Source organism: Peribacillus sp. SRI_006, from assembly GCF_057586375.1.
On the sequence record NZ_JBYCZT010000014.1, the window covers coordinates 73,273 to 95,386 of the forward strand.

At 40.2% G+C, this 22,114-nt stretch carries 19 protein-coding genes and 1 pseudogene; 14 read left to right on the forward strand and 6 right to left on the reverse strand.

Annotation, left to right across the window (positions count from 1 at the left end; genetic code table 11):
• Positions 1–116 precede the first annotated feature (116 nt).
• Both AC2YHV_RS20170 and AC2YHV_RS20175 read right to left on the reverse strand, forming a co-directional pair.
• Positions 117–1,007 (reverse strand): helix-turn-helix domain-containing protein, encoded by an 891-nt coding sequence (locus AC2YHV_RS20170; protein WP_487373934.1) that lies wholly within the window; start codon positions 1,005–1,007, stop codon positions 117–119.
• Between the two features lie 274 nt (positions 1,008–1,281).
• Positions 1,282–1,911 carry a CAP domain-containing protein gene (locus tag AC2YHV_RS20175; RefSeq protein ID WP_034307058.1) on the reverse strand — a complete coding sequence of 210 codons (630 nt, stop codon included), beginning with the start codon at positions 1,909–1,911 and terminating at the stop codon, positions 1,282–1,284.
• A gap of 633 nt (positions 1,912–2,544) precedes the next feature.
• On the opposite strand from AC2YHV_RS20175, the pseudogene AC2YHV_RS20180 reads away from it, so the two are divergent.
• The 9 genes and pseudogenes from AC2YHV_RS20180 to AC2YHV_RS20220 all read left to right on the forward strand — a co-directional run.
• A pseudogene (locus AC2YHV_RS20180) lies at positions 2,545–3,135 on the forward strand (FAD-dependent oxidoreductase); the annotation flags it as partial.
• Between the two features lie 218 nt (positions 3,136–3,353).
• Entirely contained in the window at positions 3,354–3,932 is a 579-nt protein-coding gene (locus AC2YHV_RS20185; protein WP_057277520.1) for a GNAT family N-acetyltransferase, read from the forward strand.
• A 155-nt stretch (positions 3,933–4,087) separates the two neighbouring features.
• Positions 4,088–4,522 carry a DMT family transporter gene (locus tag AC2YHV_RS20190; RefSeq protein WP_487373935.1) on the forward strand — a complete coding sequence of 145 codons (435 nt, stop codon included), beginning with the start codon at positions 4,088–4,090 and terminating at the stop codon, positions 4,520–4,522.
• A gap of 685 nt (positions 4,523–5,207) precedes the next feature.
• Complete coding sequence (locus AC2YHV_RS20195; protein ID WP_487373936.1) at positions 5,208–6,842, forward strand: peptide ABC transporter substrate-binding protein; 1,635 nt, start codon at positions 5,208–5,210, stop codon at positions 6,840–6,842.
• A 133-nt stretch (positions 6,843–6,975) separates the two neighbouring features.
• Positions 6,976–7,905, forward strand: a complete 930-nt coding sequence (locus tag AC2YHV_RS20200; RefSeq protein ID WP_034311122.1) for an ABC transporter permease — start codon at positions 6,976–6,978, stop codon at positions 7,903–7,905.
• Positions 7,905–8,834 (forward strand): ABC transporter permease, encoded by a 930-nt coding sequence (locus AC2YHV_RS20205; protein WP_098185390.1) that lies wholly within the window; start codon positions 7,905–7,907, stop codon positions 8,832–8,834. The genes AC2YHV_RS20200 and AC2YHV_RS20205 overlap by 1 nt, the downstream gene beginning before the upstream one ends.
• Before the next feature lie 49 nt (positions 8,835–8,883).
• Positions 8,884–9,897, forward strand: coding sequence for an ABC transporter ATP-binding protein (locus AC2YHV_RS20210; RefSeq protein WP_487373937.1), 1,014 nt, complete (start codon positions 8,884–8,886; stop codon positions 9,895–9,897).
• A 13-nt stretch (positions 9,898–9,910) separates the two neighbouring features.
• Positions 9,911–10,903, forward strand: a complete 993-nt coding sequence (locus tag AC2YHV_RS20215) for an ABC transporter ATP-binding protein (protein WP_048679436.1) — start codon at positions 9,911–9,913, stop codon at positions 10,901–10,903.
• Positions 10,904–11,108: 205 nt separating this feature from the next.
• On the forward strand, positions 11,109–11,963 hold the full coding sequence (locus AC2YHV_RS20220) for a crotonase/enoyl-CoA hydratase family protein (protein ID WP_197281826.1): 855 nt from the start codon (positions 11,109–11,111) through the stop codon (positions 11,961–11,963).
• 217 nt (positions 11,964–12,180) lie between these two features.
• Here AC2YHV_RS20220 and AC2YHV_RS20225 read toward each other — a convergent pair whose 3' ends face one another.
• Complete coding sequence (locus AC2YHV_RS20225; RefSeq protein WP_029714163.1) at positions 12,181–12,381, reverse strand: cold-shock protein; 201 nt, start codon at positions 12,379–12,381, stop codon at positions 12,181–12,183.
• Positions 12,382–12,565: 184 nt separating this feature from the next.
• The gene (locus AC2YHV_RS20230) at positions 12,566–13,522 is read right to left on the reverse strand and encodes a D-2-hydroxyacid dehydrogenase (RefSeq protein WP_487373938.1); all 957 of its coding nucleotides are present in this window, start codon (positions 13,520–13,522) and stop codon (positions 12,566–12,568) included.
• Positions 13,523–13,644: 122 nt separating this feature from the next.
• On the opposite strand from AC2YHV_RS20230, the gene AC2YHV_RS20235 reads away from it, so the two are divergent.
• The 5 genes from AC2YHV_RS20235 to AC2YHV_RS20255 all read left to right on the forward strand — a co-directional run bounded on the left by AC2YHV_RS20235 (position 13,645) and on the right by AC2YHV_RS20255 (position 19,071).
• Positions 13,645–14,193 (forward strand): GNAT family N-acetyltransferase, encoded by a 549-nt coding sequence (locus tag AC2YHV_RS20235; protein WP_048687106.1) that lies wholly within the window; start codon positions 13,645–13,647, stop codon positions 14,191–14,193.
• 214 nt (positions 14,194–14,407) lie between these two features.
• The gene (locus AC2YHV_RS20240) at positions 14,408–15,865 is read left to right on the forward strand and encodes a CoA-acylating methylmalonate-semialdehyde dehydrogenase (protein ID WP_048687107.1); all 1,458 of its coding nucleotides are present in this window, start codon (positions 14,408–14,410) and stop codon (positions 15,863–15,865) included.
• Positions 15,866–15,936: 71 nt separating this feature from the next.
• Positions 15,937–17,277: an aminotransferase gene (locus AC2YHV_RS20245; protein WP_487373939.1), complete on the forward strand. Its 1,341-nt coding sequence runs from the start codon at positions 15,937–15,939 to the stop codon at positions 17,275–17,277.
• Between the two features lie 287 nt (positions 17,278–17,564).
• Complete coding sequence (locus AC2YHV_RS20250; RefSeq protein ID WP_487373940.1) at positions 17,565–18,179, forward strand: NUDIX hydrolase; 615 nt, start codon at positions 17,565–17,567, stop codon at positions 18,177–18,179.
• A 94-nt stretch (positions 18,180–18,273) separates the two neighbouring features.
• Positions 18,274–19,071 (forward strand): endonuclease I family protein, encoded by a 798-nt coding sequence (locus tag AC2YHV_RS20255; RefSeq protein WP_487373941.1) that lies wholly within the window; start codon positions 18,274–18,276, stop codon positions 19,069–19,071.
• A 62-nt stretch (positions 19,072–19,133) separates the two neighbouring features.
• On the opposite strand, the gene AC2YHV_RS20260 is transcribed toward AC2YHV_RS20255, so the two are convergent.
• Together AC2YHV_RS20260 and ade are read right to left on the reverse strand one after the other, a co-directional pair.
• On the reverse strand, positions 19,134–20,192 hold the full coding sequence (locus AC2YHV_RS20260) for a lactonase family protein (protein WP_487373942.1): 1,059 nt from the start codon (positions 20,190–20,192) through the stop codon (positions 19,134–19,136).
• Between the two features lie 143 nt (positions 20,193–20,335).
• Positions 20,336–22,099 carry an adenine deaminase gene (gene ade, locus AC2YHV_RS20265; RefSeq protein ID WP_487373943.1) on the reverse strand — a complete coding sequence of 588 codons (1,764 nt, stop codon included), beginning with the start codon at positions 22,097–22,099 and terminating at the stop codon, positions 20,336–20,338.
• Between the last annotated feature and the right edge of the window lie 15 nt (positions 22,100–22,114).

A 22,114-nucleotide genomic window follows, 5' to 3' on the forward strand; every position in this document is an offset into this window, starting at 1 on the left:
CATAGAATGGCTATTGAAAGCATTATGATCGTTTTAAAGGATTTGAAATATTGAAGGTAAGGGTGAACTAACGATACTAAAAAAAGATAGAGATTTTTAAGCAATCTCTATCTTTTTTATCCATATTCATATGCAGTGCAAAATGTTTTCCATTTCATGTTCGGCAATTTGTACGAATTCTTCGTTTTTTTGATGACTGAAAATGTTTTTGGATTCTTTATATAGTGCAGTCCTTCTTCAGGTTGTTGCAGATGAACCAGATTCTTCCCAGTTAAAAGATGGAGTTCCGCATATAAATATAATGATTCTATCGAATTACAAATGTTGATCCCTTTAAGAGTATAATTTAATGATTCTTGATAATAATGAAGTTCAGTCAATGTTTGTGCTAATCCATGAATGATCTTCACGATAATGGTACCTTCTTGGTTCACATGGGGAATATCCTCGATAAATTCCAGTGCTTCATTGAAGATGGTGATGGCCTCTTCATAATTCTTCGTTTTAAAATGGATGATCCCGATACTATTTAAAATTTCTATCTCCTGTTGATGAAGAATGACCCGTTTACCCATGGTAATCTGCATGGCCTCATTCAATAATTCTATAGCCCTTTGTTTGTCATTGTACAAATGAAAAAAAGAGATACCTTCATGCCATTTTAAGAATTGATAAAATGATATCGATTTTTCCGGTGCAGTTGCCATTTCTTTTTGGACGATTTCATAAATTGCTTCATAATTACGTGTCCGTTTGTATTTGTTAATCAAAAGTTTAATGGTTTCTATGTAATTATAAATCGGTTCATTTTTGGTAGTGAAGAAATACGGCAGGTCAACTTTAAGTTTATCCGCAAAAAGTGCCAATTCATCAATGGTTGGAGAAGTGATGCTTCTTTCATAATCTGACAGGGCATTAGGTTCACATATATCCTTAGCCAGTTCTTCTCGTGTAAGATTTTGTTTTATTCGTAATTCGTTGATAACAGAGCCAACCTCTATTTTCATTACAATTGCCCCTTTGTACCTATATCTAGAATTCTATTTTAACATAATTTAATTTTTATCAGTAAGATAATTGAAAGATAGTATGATATAACTACTTTACGTGTATTCCTTGGGTATCCATCCAACTAAAAAATAACGAAGAACGTTTTCTTATTGAAGCGATCGAACTGAAATTACGTCTTTTCGATATAAAGTGAGAAAGGTAATAGCAATCATTAGACTTGGAATATAAGAATAAATAAAAAGAGGCGGCAATCTGCCGCCTCTGAAGCTTTTAATTTCCAATGAATTGTTGGGTCCAATAGTGGGCGTATTTCCCTCCAGTTACATGCCCGATTCCAATGTGCGTATAGTTCTTGTTAAGAATATTCGCCTTATGTCCGGGGCTGTTCATCCATGATTTCATGACAGCATCCGCACTAGGTTGACCTGCTGCGATATTTTCCCCTGCGTACTCGTAACTGATCCCAAAGGATTTCATCATATCGAAAGGCGATCCATAACTGGGGCTTGTATGATTGAAATAATTATTATCACGCATATCTTCAGATTTTAGAATGGCTACGTTGGAAATGGCTGTATCCATTTTAAGTGAAGGGAGGCCCGATTTTGCCCGTTCTTCATTAACTAAACTAAGGACCTGCTGTTCAACTGATTGACTTTCTTTGCGATTAACCGTGGTATTGGATGATTCGGGAAGATTTATGATTTGTCCGATTCGAATTTGATTTGCATCGTTTATAGCAGAGTTCGATTTAAGTAATTCGTCAATGCTGACATCATATTCAGAAGCGATTTTCGTTAAGGTATCTCCTTCGGCCACCTCGTATGTATTGGCTCCCAAAGCAACTTTTGGAGATAGAAGTGATAGTGACAGTGCTGATAAAAGGATGATTTTCTTCATTTTAATTCCTCCTAGTAGAATATCTGGATTGGTAATATAGTATCCTATAAAAATAGTTTTGTGTAAAATTAGCTCATTCTCATTCTTTATAGGACTAGGAAAAAGGATAGTATAAGAATATACATAATAAGGGTCCATATAACGTGGCAGATTATATGGTAAATGAAAATCATAGGTCTATTTGATAAATTGGAATGCTGAATTTCTGGAAAAAAAGAATCATTTTACGTTTGCAGGCCATGTTTTTCAGGGAAATAATAAGTACATCAAAACGATATAGTTATATGGAACTAAAAAGGATGAAACTAATTAATTATCCCAAGGGTGGAGCTTGTATGGATTTAAAGGCAGGGAAAGTGTTTTGCAAAGATACATTTGAAGCGAGAAAATATCCCATGTTGGAGGAAGACCTTCCATGTGATGTTTGTATAGAAGGAAGCGGTTCATGCACATTGTGCCTATTTTTTGACAGAGACTGGTCTAATTTTTTTCCTGATCGATAAAAGGGATGCTAGTGAAGGAAGTACGGTTGCGAACACTGGACTTTTACAGTTTTCAAATGAGTAGAAAAAGCTTGTACTATGCATCCAACCCCATGGATGTTTCTTAGCTTAAAGAGAATATAGGAACCTTAAAACCCGAAATTTCCCTGTTGAATATTATACTGAAAAAGAGATTAACCGGAAATTTTCGTTTTCGAAAGCAGGAGCGCTGGTTACAGATAATGATGCTGAGATCAATCCTTATAAACATGTACATTTATTGATTGAAAAGGCAGTTTCGAAAGGCGTACGTGTTTATGCAAAAACAAAAATCAATGGAAAGATACTAAAAGAGAATCAAACCCAGTTATTTATCGAAACGGGTCATACCGTACATGCACAGACGGTCATCTTCGCAACTGGTTATGAAGCCCAAAAAGAAGTGAAAGATAAAAATGCAGTGGTTCTCAGTTCATATGCCATAGCAACAAATCAAATAGCCGATCAAGCTCAATGGCATGATAATATGATGATTTGGGAAACGGCACGGCCATATTTATATGCAAGAAAAACTCCTGGCAATCGAATTATCATTTGTGGCCTTGATGAATCGACCGGTTATCTGGAGGAAAGGGTTCCAATGATTTTGTACAATAGAGATAAATTAATAAAGCAGCTTGTCAATCTGTTTCCAGAATTAGAGAATCGGATCTGGGCTGATTATTATTGGGGAGCTTTGTGAGATCCATGATGGTTTACCGACAATAGGAATGTATCCTGACCATCCTAATTCTACTTCTTATTGGGTTATGGCGGGAATGGGACGTTTTACAGTGTCAACCGTTCCCAAAATAATCAGGGATTAAGGCATTTTTCAAAAAGTATTGTCCATTAAGACAGGTATCTCTTCATCTTGAATAGAATTAAGTAGACAGCTGAATATACGGGAGGGATTCTTCGATGTGGTTTAAAGAATTGGAAACAGAAAGACTGCATTTAATCGAAATAGGTCACCATCATGCCGAGAGTCTGTTTGAAATCCTCTCTAAAGATGAAGTGACCAAATATGATGGGATAGAAAGTTTAACTCTAGTAGAAGATGCCCGCCGCTTAATCGACTCGTTTAAAAGTGCTTATATAAACAAACGAGGGATGCGGTGGGGGGTCATTCTAAAGGATTCAGGCAAGTTCATCGGTACTGTTGGCCTGCATCAATTGAGCCTAGCCAACAAACGCACCGAAATAGGATATGAAATCCATCCTGAATATTGGAGGAAACACTTTACGTCTGAAGCTGTCAACGTAGTATTGCGCTATTGCTTTGAGGAATTGAGACTAAACAGAATCGCCGCTTTAACTTTCAAGGATAATATTGCATCCAGAAACCTTCTGAAGAAATTTGGATTCAAAGAGGAAGGAAGCCTCAGAAGTTATCTATTTCTTCGTGACCAGTACCATGATGCCCTGGTATTTTCCTTGTTGAGTACGGAGTATTGCCAGTTAAGGCAACAAAGTGTTCAGGAATCATATAGATTTTAGTTTGGTATAGAAGATTGCAGCTGGCCCAAAGTGCCAGTTTTTTTATTTGCAGATGATTTTATATCAGTAAAGGACAATATACATATTTTTCATGTTAAAATGGTATGCGAATTCATTAATCAGTCCGGATGGACATAAAAAGGAGCAAAATCACTGTGAAGATATTATTTCCGTTGCTCGCGGTCCTGGGCGGAATCACCATTGCCATACAAGGACAAATCAATGGTGGATTAGGAAAAAAAGTGGGGGTAATTGAAGCTTCCTTCATTTCGTTTGGAATCGGGACTCTCGCTTTATTATTTATTGTTTTGTTTGCGGGAAATGGAAATATTTCTGCCATCGCGTCTGTACCCAAATGGCAATTAACAGGCGGGCTGTTAGGGGCTATTTATGTCATTGTGATCGTATTGGTCGTGCCTCGGATTGGAGTGGCACCGGCATTGGTCGGGGTTATAGCAGGCCAGATAATTATTGGGGCAGTCATTGACCATTTCGGTTTATTTGGAGGCGTTCGCATCTCATTGGATGCGAAAAAGGTGGCAGGAATTTGTTTACTTTTCGTGTCATTATATTTGTTTAATCATAAATGAAGAAGGGGCACTTTTCAATGAAATGACGGGTACATATAGGGGAATATTTCTATTCCCCTATAGTTAATGTCTATTATTTGGAGATTGATTAAAGAGAACTAAATATTTTAATCAAGTAATGCATTATTCTGCTAAAATATATTATTTGAGAGGGGATGGTTTGCTAGGAAAGTTGTCTTAGTAATCAACCTGATGTGAATTATTAGAACATTGAGAAATAAATAGACAAGAGAACCTATATGAATACTGATTTAGAAGGGTTTGTAAAAACACCTGGAAGTCGGAAGTCCTTTTAGGTGATCATTTCTATTTACCTAGTATCTAGATCGAATTGATTAGCAATTAATTACTATATTGTGAAAAAGTACTCACCGGTTTATTGATTTTTTGGTTTATTCGTAATATACTTAAAATTCAACATCTTTAATTCGAGGTATAGTATCCTTGGCGAGGTGAAAAAAAGGTGATTTTATACCTAGTAAACGGCATTAATTGCTTTTTTTAGGTAGAAATTAAGATTTATGCAAACGGTTCGCTAATTGTTTTTGGTGAATTCCTGCAATGAATGCTTCTGCTTTTCCTCGCAATCATTATATGTACTATACGGAAGATTAATAGGTGTTAGAAGGATAATCTCTTAAATGGGAATATTCTAAGAAAGATTAAAGATGAGGGGGAATATTTTTTGAAAAAGTCTAAATTTTCAGTGCTTGCTCTTCTTATGGCCATCATGCTTATGCTTGCGGCATGCAACGGCGGTTCGAAGGAAACTTCGAATGAAAAAGAAGGGGGCTCGGGTGACTCATCCGGATTAAAAGTATTAAACGTAAACAATTCGAGTGAACCTGGTTCGCTTCACCCTGCAAATGCTCAAGGTACTCATGAATCATGGATCCTTGAACATACGTTCGAGGGGCTGACAAAGAAAACAGAGGAAGGCAAAATCGTCCCTGGTTCTGCAGAATCATGGGAAATCAGTGAAGATGGATTAACTTGGACATTCAAATTGAAAGATGGTTTGAAATGGTCAAATGGAGATCCGCTTACAGCCAATGATTTCGAATACGCTTGGAAATATGCTTTGAAACCGGAGACGGCTGCAGATTATGCTTACCAACTTTATTATCTTAAAGGCGGGGAAGCATACAACAGTAAGAAAGGGAAGGAAGAGGACGTAGGGGTTAAAGCGACAGACGAACATACATTAGTCGTTACTTTGGAACAGCCTACACCATATTTCCTTGACTTGACTTCTTTCTATACTTTCTATCCAATCAATAAAAAGGTACAGGAAGAAAATCCAAAATGGGCTTTGGATGCAAAAACTCACGTTTCAAACGGGCCGTTCAAATTAACGGAATGGAAACATAAAGAAAGCCTGAAAATCGAAAAGAATGAAAATTACTACGATAAAGATAAAATCAAATTGGATGCGGTTAACTTTGCTCTAATTGAAGATGAAAATACAGCATGGCAAATGTATCAGAGTGGCGAATTGGACCTCGCTTATCCGCTGCCAGTTGATATTCAAGGTCAAATGGTCAATTCTGATGATAAAGAATTCAAAATGGGCAAAGAACTTGCCGTTTACTATTACAACTTTAATACAGAAGTGAAACCTTTCAATAATGCTAAAGTAAGGAAAGCGCTTTCAATGGCTATCGAGCGTCAAAAAATCACCGAAAATGTTGCTCAAGGCGGACAAAAGCCTGCTTTCGGCGTAGTCCCTCCGGGTATTCCTGATGCATCTGGAGATTTCCAGGAAAATACAGGTAACCTATTTAAGGAAGATGTTAAAGAAGCTAAGAAATTGTTAAAAGAAGGACTTGCTGAAGAAGGCATGAAAGAATTACCTGATTTTTCAATTTTGTATAACACTTTAGATTCACACAAGAAAATTGCTGAAGCGGTTCAAGGAATGTGGCGTGATAACCTGGGTGTTGAAGTGACACTTGAAAATGCGGAATTCCAAGTTAAGCTTGACCGTGAAAAAGCTGGTGACTTTGAAATTTCCCGTGCAGGATGGGTTGGTGACTATGTTGACCCGATGACATTCATGCTTTGGGAAACGGACGGCGCCTATAATGATGCAGGTTGGTCAAACAAAGAATATGATAATTTATTAAAAGAAGCAAAATCTACAATGGATCCAAAAGAACGCATGGATGCTTTGCATAAAGCAGAGAAAGTCATGATTGACGAAATGCCGATCCTTCCGGTTTACTTCTATACAAAACCATATATGGTTAAATCGAATGTTACTGGAGTTTATGCTCCAATTAACGCTTATCCGAACTTTATTTACGCGGATAAAAAATAATAGAAGGATAATAGTGAAATGGGAGGTATGTCCGATTAAGGACATACCCCATTTTTCAATTGCGAATTTGAATATTTCATGCATTCATTTCCGTTTTCAACTTCTTAGAAAATCGATGATTGGGGTGATTACCATGTTGAGATATACATTAAACCGTTTTAAATGGGCGATTATTACTTTATGGGCTGTTATTACATTAACGTTCATCATAATGCATACGATTCCGGGAAATCCATTTGCAAAAGAAGGAGCCATGCCTCCTGCTGTTTATGAAAACCTTCAAGTCCACTATGGATTGGACAAGCCGTTGTTGACCCAATATGGGAATTATTTATTGGAAGTCGTTCAATTTGATTTTGGTCCTTCATTGAAATCTTCATCCATTTCCGTGAATGATTACATTTTGAAGGGGTTTCCGGTGTCCTTGCACTTAGGGGCACAAGCTTTGGTGATTGCCATCTTCTTTGGCCTCATTTTGGGTGTCGTGGCATCACTGAAAAGAAATAAATGGCCCGACTATTTATCAATGATCATTGCCATCGTAGGGATTTCCGTTCCTAACTTTATCCTGGCGACTATTTTAATCAATTACTTTGCAATTAAATGGAATATATTCCCTGTTGCTACATGGGCGACATGGCAGCATACCATTTTACCATCCATTGCCCTTTCCATGATGCCGCTTGCTTTCATCGCGAGACTGATGCGGACAAGCATGCTTGAAGTAATGGGGCAGGATTACATTTTGACAGCAAAAGCCAAAGGATTGAAACGGAGCGGTGTCATAATCAAACATGCGATTCGGAATGCGTTATTGCCGATTATCACGGTTCTGGGCATCCTTACGGCTAATATCGTGACAGGAAGCTTCATCATTGAACGTATTTTTGGTATTCCTGGCATGGGAGATATGTTCGTAAAGGGAATATCCAACAGGGACTACCCGGTGATTCTTGGTTCCACAATTGTGTATAGTGCGGTGCTTATTTTATTGATATTCATCGTTGATATAGCCTATACGTTGATTGATCCTAGAATTAAAGTGACGGGGGAGAAGAAATAATGGCAGATAAAGTGCATTTAACCGAAGATATGTTCCAACCCGCCGAAGGCAACTTTAAGGAAGCTGAAAAAATAGCAAGACCTACAGTTTCATATTGGTCTGACGTCTGGCGTCGATTTAAAGAAAATAAGCTGGCGATGACGGGGTTTATTCTTATAATCCTCTTGGTCTTGATGGCGATTTTTGGTCCGTACATTAACGGATATACTTATTATGGACAAGATTTCGATAAAAAGAATCTTAGCCCAAATAGCGAGCATTGGTTTGGAACGGATTCATCAGGAAGAGATCTATTTACGCGAGCTTGGTACGGTGCAAGGATATCCTTGTTCATTGGATTGATGGCAGCGCTGATCGACTTTTTAATTGGTGTCCTTTATGGCGGGATTTCTGCCATTCGCGGTGGACGCACGGATAATATCATGATGCGTTTCGCTGAGGTGATCTATGCGATTCCATACCTATTGATGGTTATCTTAATGATGGTCGTATTAAAACCTGGTATTCTGCCGATCATCATTGCGATGTCGATTACGGGGTGGATTCCGATGGCGCGACTGGTACGGGGCCAGGTTTTACAACTGAAAGAGAATGAATATATCCATGCTGCAACAATCTCTGGAGCCAATACGAGCTGGACTTTAAGAAAACACATGATTCCAAATACAATGGGACCGATCCTTGTCAATTTAACGTTGACTGTACCTACTGCCATTTTTGCCGAAGCTACACTTAGCTTTTTGGGACTGGGAGTTCCGGCACCTCAGGCAAGCTGGGGAACATTGACAAGTGATGCACTGGGAAGCATTCTGGTAGGGAATTTCTATCAACTGTTAATCCCGGCAATATTGATTTCCTTAACGATGTTCGCGTTCAATGTGGCTGGTGACGGATTGCAGGATGCCTTAGATCCAAAACTACGGAAATAAATGAGTCCTAACATAATGATTTGATATTACTAGAATAGGAGGGACGATGATGGAGAACCTATTAGAAGTCAACGATTTACAAATCACCTTCCATACTTATGCAGGTAAAGTGCAAGCGGTTCGCGGTGTGAACTTTGGCGTGAAAAAGGGGGAAGCCGTTGCGATTGTTGGGGAGTCCGGATGCGGCAAAAGTGTTACAGCGAAATCTATCATGAGATTATTGGAAACACCCCCGGCAGAGTATGGAAAAGGGTCGATAAACTTTGGCGGTAAAGACCTTCTTAAAATGAGTGAAAAGGAAATGCAGAAGATTCGCGGGAATGAAATCAGCATGATTTTCCAGGATCCGATGACTTCGCTCAATCCAACGACAAAAATCGGCAGCCAGATCATGGAAGGCATTTTAAAGCATAATAAAAATATATCCCGAAATGATGCATACGAACGGGCGTTGGAAACACTGAAACTAGTAGGTATTCCACAGCCGGAAAAAAGGATGCAGCAATATCCGCATGAGTTTTCAGGTGGTATGCGCCAAAGGGCAATGATAGCGATGGCCCTTGCTTGTGAACCGAAATTACTGATTGCCGATGAACCTACAACTGCATTGGATGTAACGATACAAGCGCAAATTTTGGAACTGATGAAAGATATCCAACGAAGAATGGATACTTCCATCATTTTAATCACTCATGATTTAGGTGTGGTTGCGGAAACTTGTGAACGGGTAGTCGTCATGTATGCAGGCAAGGTTGTGGAGACGGGTACGGTAGAGGCAATATTTTCAAACCCGCAGCATCCTTATACCAGAGGTTTGCTTAAAACGGTGCCGAGGCTGGATATGGAAAAAACGGCTCCGTTGGTTCCGATTATCGGATCACCACCTGATTTATTGGATCCGCCAAAAGGATGCCCATTTTACCCAAGATGTGAATCAGCAATGAAAGTGTGCAAAGACCATGATCCGGAGCTTGAAGTAGTGGAAGAAGGTCAGACAGCCGCATGCTGGCTGCACCACCCGATGGCCAAGGCAGCACAGGTACAAGCACCGACTAACGTATAAAGGAGGAGAACCAATGGTTTCACTGAAAAATAAGGCCGTAAAAGAAAAGACATACAACGAAAATTCTCCTCTTGTTGAAATAAAGAATCTGAAGAAGCATTTTCCTATCGGTTCTCAATCGCTGAAAGCGGTAGATGGTTTGGATCTCAAAATCTATCCAGGGGAAACTGTCGGTCTTGTTGGGGAAAGCGGTTGCGGTAAGTCGACTGCAGGTCGTACAATCACTCGATTATATGAACCGACAGATGGAGAAGTTCTTTTTCAGGGGAAAAATATTTTCGATTACAAACCTGGGGAAATGTCACATATCCGCCGTGAAATACAAATGATTTTCCAAGATCCTTACGCATCCTTGAACCCAAGGATGAAGGTGGAGGAATTGATTGGGGAACCACTTGCCATTCATGGGATATCAAAAGGTAAAGAGCGAAGAAAACGGGTGGAAGACCTATTAAAGCTGGTTGGTTTAAGTCCGGAACATATCACTCGTTTTCCGCATGAATTCAGTGGAGGACAGCGCCAGCGGATTGGAATTGCAAGGGCATTGGCTTTAAACCCTAAATTCATCGTTTGTGATGAACCAATCTCTGCCTTGGATGTTTCGATACAGGCCCAAGTGGTCAACTTATTAAAAGAACTGCAAAAAGAAATGGGATTGACTTATTTATTCATCGCGCATGATTTATCGATGGTCAAGTATATTTCAGATCGCATTTTAGTCATGTACCTTGGAAGAATGATGGAACTTTCGGATAGTGATTCTTTAACGAAAGATCCGCTACACCCATACACACAGGCCTTGCTATCCGCAGTGCCGATACCAGACCCGACAATTAAACGGGAAAGGATCGTCCTTAAAGGCGATGTACCAAGTCCGATCAATCCGCCGAGCGGCTGTGTATTTCGGACGCGCTGCCCTAAGGCTATGGAGATATGCTCCAGTGCTGTACCTGAATGGAAAGAACAAAAACCAGGGCATTTCGTTGCTTGTCATTTATATTGGTAAACAAAAAAACCAGTTGCATTTGCGACTGGTCTTTTTTTACACATTTATGTAAAATATTTTTAGAATAGAAACGATTATCAAATTATTTATCAGCATGTCAAAATAAAAAACTAGGAATCTGAAATTAAAACATATAAAATGTAATTATATGTAAATATAAAATTCTGTTGAATGTTTCAATTTGTGAGAGAAGGAGGGACTGTTATTGTATTCCACGATAACTAGTGAGATCGTCGATCGTGTCATGATTGTTACTCTTAATCGTCCAGAGAGAATGAATGCTTTCAATGAAAAGATGTGTGAGGAGATGATTCGCGCTTTTAATGAAGCGGATGAAAATGATGACGTAAGAGCCGTCATATTAACTGGCGCTGGGGATGCTTTTTGTGCTGGAATGGATTTGGAAAAAGGTGCAGAAACGTTTATGGATCACACTCCTTTGGTTGAATATCGCGATGCAGGAGGAATGTTGTCATTACGGATTTTTGAGATGAAGAAACCTATGATAGCAGCCATTAATGGAGCGGCAGTCGGGATTGGGATAACAATGACTTTGCCCATGGACATTAGAATTGCTTCAACAGATGCAAAGATGGGTTTTGTATTTGCAAGGCGGGGGATAACGATGGAGGCATGCAGCGGCTGGTTCTTGCCTAGACTTGTCGGAATGGGCAAAGCTTCCGAATGGATTTTTACCGGCAGGATGATTACGGCCAGTGAAGCATATGAGGGAAGGCTGGTGAATAAGATCGTCGAGCCAGAAGAATTGATGTCTGCAGCAATGGAGATTGCGACAGACATTGCGGAAAATACATCTTCCGTCTCTGTGACGCTATCCCGGCAGTTAATGTGGTCCATGCTCGGTGCGAACCATCCTGTTGAATCACACAAAATAGAATCGAAAATGATTCATTGGACCGGAAAACAAGCTGATGCACTAGAAGGAATTGAAGCTTTTCTCGAAAAAAGGAAAGCCGATTTCAAAATGAAAAGCAGCACGGATATGCCTCCGTTTTATCCGTGGGGAACGGATCGAACATATGAAGCGGATAAGAAATGAATGGTAAGGTCGATATCGAGGGCTTCGGAAGTGCTTGATAATTTTTACTTTTCGGATAAATTAGGGTTTCTTTTCTTAGTGTGTTATACTAGGTTTACCATTTACTAAACTTGTTTCATGTTCCCTATTCCCTGTGAATAGGGTTTTTTTATGATTGTTTTTTTGATCAAAAAAAACAGACCCTACAAGTAGGGTCCGTTATATATTGTATTTAAAATTATGCTTTTTGAACGTTAGTAGCTTGGGGTCCACGTTGACCTTGCTCAACTTCAAAAGTAACTTCTTGACCTTCGTCTAATGATTTGAATCCTTCGCTTTGGATAGCTGAGAAATGTACGAATACATCGTCTCCGTTTTCGCGTTCGATGAAGCCAAATCCTTTTTCTGCGTTAAACCATTTTACTTTACCTTGTTCCATTGTTGTTGCCTCCTAGTGTGAATCCACACATTGTGTTACTACCCTTGCTCAATCATTAGACGAAAAGTTTTTCACTTATCAATCTTCCCGAACAAAAATAATTCTTTTTAAATATAACAGATAATGTCGGAATCTGCAAGCTAACAAGGAAAGATTATTAATGTATACAGAAAATGAACAATTCTTAATACCCTTTTTTGTAATCAAGTAAATTTGTTGAAGGTGTTTTACCATTTAGATAGTCCTTTAAATTCGGCATGAAAATATCCTGAATTAGCCTTTGGTCGTAAAATTCCGTATTTCCGGATGTGTGCGGCGTGATGATTACGTTGTTCAACTCCCATAAAGGGCTTTTCTCAGGTAGTGGCTCCGTTTCAAACACATCAAGACCAGCACCTGCAATATCTTTGTCCTTAAGCGCTTGAATCAATTCGTTTTGAATGACCAGGTTTCCCCTTCCTATATTAATGAAAAATGCGGAGCGCTTCATTAACTTGAATTCGTTTTTACCGAACATATTCCTTGTTTCTGGGGTCAATGGTAATGTCACGACAATATAATCACACCTAGGAAGAAGATCAATCAATTGTTTTTGTGTGAACATCTCATCTACGAATTCTTCTGATTTACCGGAATGGCGCATCCCTAATACGGTCATGCCAAAAGCCTTGGCAATTTTTGCGGTTTCCTTTCCGATTTTCCCGACACCGATGATTCCGATGGTCTTTTCATGAATTTCCTGCTTCATATGTGCGTGATGCCAGGTCCTTGTCTGCTGTTGCTTAATATATGTATCTACTTTTCTTGTTAAGGCAAGCATTAACGCGAAAATTGTCTCTGAAATGGGATACGCATGAACGCCGTTTGCAGTTGTAATCTGAACATTCTTTTGTTCTAAATTGTCCAGGGGTAAAGCATTCACTCCTGCACTCCATGTCTGGATCCATTTAACATCGCTTGCAGCAATCGATACAGACATTTCCGCTTTCCAGCCTGCGATGACTTCTGCATCGGCAATATGATCTCTCCATTTTTCCGGGGATCTCCCAGTGATAACAGTCCACTCGGGAATCAATTCTTGGATCTTCTGTAATAAGATTTCATTCAAATTTTGGCTTATTATGAGTTTTCTTTTTGTCATAATTATCCTCCAGGATATTTTTTTCTGAATTATACGTAAGTTTCGATAATATTTCAATTGGGAAGGGCGATTGCTTACCAATCTTGCTATAATACTAATAATCAATGGAATGGGGTGTAATCATGAACGTGAAAGAGATATATGGACAGCTGCCTGCCCTGGAATCAAAACGATTGATCATGAGGAAAGTCACCATGAATGATGCCGAAGACATGTTCGCTTATGCATCCAACAATGAAGTTTCCCGTTACGTCACATGGGAAGCCCATCGTTCCCTAAGTGATACAAAAGATTTTATCCGATTTATACTTCAAAATTATGAGGATAAGAAAATCGCTCCATGGGGCATAGAACACAAGGAAAGCGGTAAGCTGATAGGTACCATTGATTTTGTTTCATGGCAGGTTGACCATCATAGCGCGGAAATAGGGTATGTGCTTGCACCAGAATATTGGGGGAGTGGCTTGATGACGGAGGCAGCCCAAAAGATAATCGCCTTTGGCTTCGAAAATATGAACCTAGTTCGAATACAAGCAAGGTGCTTCGTTGAAAATTCAGGTTCAGAGCGAGTCATGCAAAAGGCTGGTATGTCTTTTGAGGGAATCATCAGAAAAGGAATGTTCGTCAAGGGGAAGCATCAAGATCTAAAGCTATATTCCATTATAAAATGATGGCCGCGTAGTCAGCTGATTAAAGGGATAGTATAAGAAAAATATACATCGTTTGCGAAATCGCAAACTTCTGTTGTTGATTATGGTGGAAAGCCAGAAACAAACAATATGTGCAAATATTGAATCAAAAACTATACAAAACGTCTAATGTAAAAAGTCGTTTTGAAAAATATAATGAAACTATGAAATCGTGTTGAAATGGAGGGTTTATTTAATGACAGTTATCAATGAAGTAGAAACGTTGAAAAATTATATCGGTGGCAAATGGGTTGATTCCACAACTTCGAAACATGAACAAGTGCCTAACCCGGCAACAGGAGAAGCATTGGCAATCGTACCCCTTTCAACAAAGGAAGATGTAAACCAAGCGGTGGAGGTTGCTAAAAAGGCGTATAAAGAATGGAAAAAGGTCGCCGTTCCAAAAAGAGCTCGCTTCTTATTCCGTTACCAGCAATTACTGATTGAACACTGGGATGAGCTTGCAAAGCTGGTCACTATCGAAAACGGAAAAAGCTATACAGAAGCATATGGTGAGGTTCAGCGCGGGATTGAATGCGTGGAGTTCGCAGCAGGTGCCCCTACCTTGATGATGGGAAGTCAGCTTCCTGATATTTCCCCAGGCATTGAATCTGGCATGTATCGTTATCCAATGGGTGTCGTTGCCGGGATTACGCCGTTTAATTTCCCGATGATGGTGCCATGTTGGATGTTCCCGCTGGCAATAGCTTGTGGAAATACGTTTATCTTAAAACCTTCAGAACGGACACCGCTTTTGGCTAACCGTCTCGTGGAATTATTGACAGAAGCCGGTGTTCCGGATGGTGTTGTCAATATTGTCCATGGTGCCCACGATGTCGTGAATGGGATTTTGGAACATGAAGATATTAAAGCGGTATCATTTGTGGGATCCCAGCCTGTCGCAGAGTATGTATACAAAACGGCAGCTGCCAATAAAAAACGTGTCCAGGCTTTGTCGGGTGCGAAAAATCATTCGATCGTCATGCCTGATGCAGATTTGGATAATGCCGTAACGAACATAACGAATGCAGCTTTCGGATCTGCAGGCGAGCGCTGTATGGCTGCGTCAGTGGTTGTTGCGGTGGGAGAAGTGGGAGATACTCTCGTTGAGAAATTAAAGGCTGCAGCGGATAACATCAAGATTGGAAATGGAATGGATAAGGACGTTTTCCTGGGACCTGTAATCCGTGATACTCATAAAAAAAGAACAGAACAATATATTGAAATCGGGGAAAAAGAAGGAGCTGTCCTCCTTCGTGATGGCAGGAATGAAGGCGATCAGGAAAAAGGCTATTACGTTGGACCGACATTATTTGATCATGTAAAAACAAACATGAAAATATGGAGTGATGAAATTTTTGCTCCTGTCTTATCCATAGTACGAGTTAATACTCTTGAAGAAGCAATTGAATTGACCAATCAATCCGAATTTGCCAATGGTGCCTGCCTCTATACGGATAGTGCAAAAGCCATCCGGGAATTTCGCGAAGAAATTGATGCAGGGATGCTTGGCATTAACCTTGGGGTACCCGCGCCAATGGCATTCTTTCCATTTTCCGGATATAAAAGTTCGTTTTATGGGGACCTTCATGCCAATGGGAAAGACGGCGTGGAATTTTACACGAGAAAGAAAATGTTAACGGCAAGATACTGATAGGAAAAAGGGGGTCGGCGCAATTTGTGGTCGGCCTTCCTTTATACATTATTTTAGGAGGAGTGTAGCTTATGCAGGTTGAAAAACAGGGTCAGGATCTTAAAGCGATGGATGGTAAATATGTGTGGCATCATATGAAAGGGGCTGAACCCACCCCTGGTGCAATGGTGATTAAAAACGGGCAAGGAGCATGGATTACGGATGTTGATGGGAATCGCTTCCTGGATGGGATGTCCGGTTTATGGTGTGTCAACGTCGGTTATGGCCGCACGGAACTGGCTGAAGCAGCTTACGAGCAGCTGAAGGAACTTCCATATGCCCCATTAACGAATAGCCACATCCCGGCTATTAAGCTAGCGGAGAAATTAAATAAATGGCTTGGTGGGGATTATGTGATTTTCTTCTCTAACAGCGGTTCAGAAGCCAATGAGGCGGCCTTTAAAATTGCGCGGCAGTATCATCAGCAAAAGGGTGAACATGGACGCTATAAATTCATTTCGCGTTATCGCGGCTATCATGGCAATTCAATGGGAGCCCTGTCAGCTACCGGGCAGGCACAGCGGAAATATAAATACGAACCTCTCGCCCCAGGGTTTCTTCATGTATCACCGCCAGATTCTTACCGAAATCCAGAGGATGAAAGCGGTGAAAAAAGTGCAGCGGAAATTGAAAATACCATTACATGGGAGCTGAGCGAAACGGTGGCTGCGGTCATCATGGAACCAATCATCACCGGGGGCGGAATTTTGATGCCGCCCGATGGCTATATGAAACGTGTCAAAGAAATTTGTGAGAAAAATGGTGTCCTTCTCATTTCGGATGAGGTCATTTGCGGGTTTGGCCGAACTGGTAAGAAATTCGGATTTATGAACTATGATGTAAAACCAGACATCATAACAATGGCTAAAGGAATCACGAGCGCTTATTTGCCATTATCAGCTACAGCCGTCAAACGTGAAATTTATGAAGCGTATATTGGCTCAGACGTTTATGACCGCTTTCGGCATGTAAATACATTTGGCGGCAATCCTGCTGCCTGTGCTGTCGCTTTGAAGAATATTGAAATATATGAAAATGAAAAACTAATTGAACGGTCCAAGGAGTTAGGGCTACGCTTTCTGCAAGAGTTTGAAGAAATCAAATCTCATCCCAATGTTGGGGATGTACGCGGGAAAGGTTTGTTGGTAGGCATCGAACTAGTGGAAGATAAACTGACAAAACAGCCGATCGAACTTTCCAAAATCAATAAAGTCATTGCTTCATGCAAAGAAAAGGGGCTGATCATAGGGAAAAATGGCGATACAGTAGCAGGTTTCAATAATATCCTGACTCTTGCTCCCCCGCTTAGTATAACTGAAGAGGATTTCGCATTCATCATAGCGACGGTAAAGCGAACGTTAGCTGAACTATGAAAATAAAACGAAAAAACTGAATATTCAACAATTTCATGCATGTGCCTGTTGATACACATAACTTGCTTTTAAAATGAGGCTGATACGTCAGTTTAAGCGCCGTTCGGAACTTTGAACGGTGCTTTTGTCTATGATCAAGGAAGAATAAGAGGTAAAGGAATCTAATAGAAATTATAGGCGATATTTTGGAATCGTTTTCCTTGCTTAGTTATAGCGGATGTTCGAAAATGGAATGATAAGGAGTAGTGATAGAATATCTATATTATCCGGCAGAAGAGGTGAGGGACATGAATAATGAAGATATAACAAAAAAATTAACATTACATATCCCTGAAATTTTAGGGAGTGGGAATTTTTCAAAGTATGCTGTATTGGTACCGCTTATAGAGAAAGAAGATGGAATTCATGTTCTTTTCGAAGAGCGTTCGCACAAACTGAGGAGGCAGCCGGGGGATATATGTTTTCCGGGCGGGAAAATAGACAAGCTGGATCAAGATGAACAGGCTGCTGCCCTAAGGGAAACATATGAGGAGCTTAATTTGCGAAAAGAAGATATCGAAAACGTCTTTCCGATCGATTATTTGGTATCTCCATTCGGGATGATTGTCTATCCTTATGCAGGATTTGTTCGTAACCATCAACGGATAGTACCTAATCCAGCTGAGGTAGAAACCATTTTTACGGTCCCGCTTTCCTTTTTCATGGAAAAACCGCCAGAAATTTATCATGTGGAATATAAAGTGGAACCGCATGCAAACTTCCCCCATGATTTAGTCGTTGGCGGGGAGAATTATAAATGGCAGCCAAAACAGATGGAAGAGTATTTTTACTTATATAATGGTCGGGTAATCTGGGGAATGACAGCGAAAATCCTTACCCATTTTATTGAAATTCTTCGTTAGACCCTTCTAAAGCACCTTTTTTTTTCGGTCTATTTCTATTAAGCTTTAATTATGGTAAAAGTTAGGTTTTTAATAGAAGCGGGGGGATGAGTGGATGAAGTATAGTTTTGAAGTACTTGAAAAAGAACGGGAAATGGCAATGGCTGCACTAGCCAACTTCAATGAAAACCGCGAATACTATGATGAAACCAAAGATAAGGAACTTAAGCTAGCATACTACAAAGATGGTTCCTTGGACCGGGAAGGGTTGAAGGACCTACTTGTGGCAACCCATAAAAACCAGCTGAACTACTCACCGCATCGTCATGTTTACCCATGGGTGGACTTACAGGAAAATGGCCAGCTGAAAAGTCTGTATTCCGGTAAAGGGATGGATCCTGCACAAGTGATTGAGGAAGATATTCGTATACTGGAAGTATTGTCAAGAGGTATTGAATCAACAAATTCGGAGAATAATCTCGTTAATTGTGAACATGTAGTACCTCAATCATGGTTCGATAAAAAAGAACCGATGAGGGGGGATTTGCATCATCTGTTTGCCTGTGAACCAACGTGTAATAGCAGCCGGAGTAACTATCCATACCATGATTTTGAGGATTATATCCCTGAAAGATCGGCTGCCGGTATAAAAGCGGGTTGCGGGAAATCAGACGAAAGTAAATTCGAGCCCGAATACGGAAAAGGGATCGTGGCGAGGGCAACTTTGTATTTTTTACTCAGATATGAGGGAATCATCGATAGCGGCAATATCGATCTTTCACTGCTTTTGGAATGGCATCGGCTTTTTCCCGTCAGCACTTATGAAAAACATAGAAACCTCGCTATACATGAAATGCAGGGTAATCGTAACCCGTATATAGATTTTCCCGAAATGGCAGAGAATTGGAATTAAAGTAGGGCATAAAAAAGAGGATTGAAGCTGCAGTGAAAGCTTCAATCCTCTTTTATTATGGATTATAAGAATTTTACGCAAACAGGGAAGGGAACTTGAACATCCTTTTGCAATAATGTTAATTTTCCGTCATGTTCATTCCGGGCATATAGTGTCAAGTTTCCTGATTGTTCATTAGAAGCGATCAGAAATTTTCCGCTAGGGTCCAATGAAAAATCACGCGGCCAATGTCCTTCGGTGGAAACCAGCTGCACGAATGCCAGTTTGCCTGTTTCTTCATTGATTTCGTAAACGGCAATACTATCATGTCCGCGGTTTGCGGCATATATGAATCGCCCGTCATCAGAAATATGAATGGCGCTTCCTTGGTTATTTTCCTTGAAATCTTCCGGGACGGTCCGTACCGTTTGCAATTCAGAAAAACTACCGGTTTGACTATCGAAGCTCAAAACAATCACTTCTGGTACAAGTTCTGCCATGACATACGCAAATTTACCGTTTGGGTGGAAGGTCAGATGCCGTGGTCCGCTGCCGGGAGCAACAGATAAGCTGTTTACTTCTTCCAAAACCCCATTATGTATTTTATAGGTTATTACTTTATCTATTCCGAGGTCGACAACAGCAATGAACCTTTCATCCGGCGTGAAACCAGCGAAGTGAGTGTGTGCTTTTTCCTGACGTTCTTCATTCGGTCCATGCCCTTCATGTTGAACAGTTGATGATACAGGCAAAGGTGTCGCATCGTCATTAAGCGGATATGATTCAATCACGCCTTCTCCATAACTGGAAGTGACCAAAACCTGATTCTTGCTGTCGACACTTATATGGCAGGAAGAGCCATTTGGTGTAAGTTGTTTGCCTAAGAAGGTAAGCTCACCTGAATCTTCATTAATCGAATAGGCTGAAACCCCACCGCTGCCCGCTTCTTTTAAAATGGCGTAGAGATTCTTTTTGTCCTGGCTGATGGCGACATAAGTCGGATCGGTCAATTCTGCTGCAAGTACCGGTGTACTGAGCTTTCCTTCTGCTGTATCTAAAGTAAATCGGTAAATACCTTCGCTGTTTCCTTTTGTGTAAGTGCCTATGTATCCAATGATGTTCTGTTGATCATGTTTTGCCATATTTATCTCCTCCAAGAAAGAATTGTGTTTATTTTTATTTTAACATAGATGATGCGCATATATCCTTTTCCCATTTTATGTTGAGTCGGAACCTTTTCTTTTAGAATTTTTTTGGGTGATATGAAAAAAACCCGCCTAGCGGGTTAATTTAAATCGACTGGCTTTGAAGCTTCGATGGGTATATGCCTAAACTCAGAAACGGAAAATAAACCCTGATCCGTCAGTTTGATTTCAGGGATGACTGGTAGCGCCAAGAAGGCAAGTGTAAGAAAAGGGTTGAAATGCCTGTTAGCACCGAGTTTCAATAAGGTTTCATCGATGTGCTTCAATGAATGGACCACATCCATATAATTGCATTCACTCATCAATCCAGCTATTGGAAGGGGAAGGGAAGCTAGTATTTCCCCATTTTGGATTACAGTCAATCCACCCTGCATTTTTTTGATTTCCTTAGCTGCCAGAAGCATATCCTGGTCATTCGTTCCGGCAATGATCAAATTATGTGAATCATGGGCTACTGTCGTGGCAATGGCTCCTGATTTCAACCCGAGCCCTTTGACGATTCCCAGACCCACTTGTTTGGTCATATGATGCCGTTCAATAACAGCAAGTTTTAGATGATCAACATGTTCGGAGAACTGAAATAGACCATCATGATTAAGTGTGACCGGTTCAATCGAATGCTTTGTAATCAAGCTGTTTGGAGTTATCTCAATAATATTAGCGAACTCATTTTTAAAAGGTATCGCGAAATCATCTCCGGTTATTTCATGAAATTGAACAGAGTGCTTCAACCCGTCGGTAATTACCTGTTTCTCATCAGCTGGATAGTTAAGCAATCGATTATTTTGTACCATAAGCTTTCCATCTTTGAAGACCGAATGGAGGATGACTGAATCAAGATCATCCAGTAGTAGGAAGTCTGCCTTGTATCCAGGTGCAATTGCACCATGTTCCTTTAATCCAAAGCATTCTGCTGCATTAATGGTCGCCATTTGAATGGCGGTAATTGGCGGGACACCTGTTTCTATGGAAAGTCGAACGTTGTGATCGATACTTCCTTCAGAAACTATATCATCTAGGTGCCGGTCATCGGTGACGAATAAACAACGGCGGGAGTTCTTCTCATTAATAACTGGAATCAGGTTAATTAAGTCTTTGGCGACGGTGCCTTCCCTGATCATAAGATACATTCCTTTACGCAGTCTTTCTTTTGCCTCTTCCGCTGTAGTGCATTCATGATCTGTTTTAATGCCTGCACTTAGATAAACATCGAGCTGTTGTTCAGATAATCCAGCTGCATGACCATCGATGCTTTTGCCCAGTCTGTTTGCATCGTATATTTTTTGCAGCATATCTTCATCTGTATGTGAAACGGCAGGGAAATTCATTACTTCGGCTAAACCAAGCACTCTCGGGTTTTGATAAAAGGAAATTAAATCTTCACTTCTTAAGATAGCACCAGAATGTTCAAACTCCGTAGCAGGTACACAAGAGGGCATCATGAAGTAAAAATCAAAAGGAAGTTGATCGGATTGTTCAATCATATATTCCATGCCCTTTTTGCCAGAAACATTGGCAATTTCATGAGGATCTGCAACGATGCAGGTCACACCATGTAAAAGGAGGATTTTTGCAAGTTCATAAGGCCTGACCATCGATGATTCTATATGAACATGGCCATCAATGAAGGAAGGGCATACGAATTTTCCTGAAGCATCGATTTCCGAAGTACCCTCATAATGCCCAATTCCAGCAAAATAACCATCGGAGATCGCAATGTCGCCAGTATAGATATCACCATTGAATACATCTATGATTTGCCCGTTCTTAATGACGCAATCTGCAGGTGTTCTTCCTGATGCAACGTCAATTCTCCTTTTAAGCAAGTTTTTTTTCATATTCATAACCCCTTTGGCCAT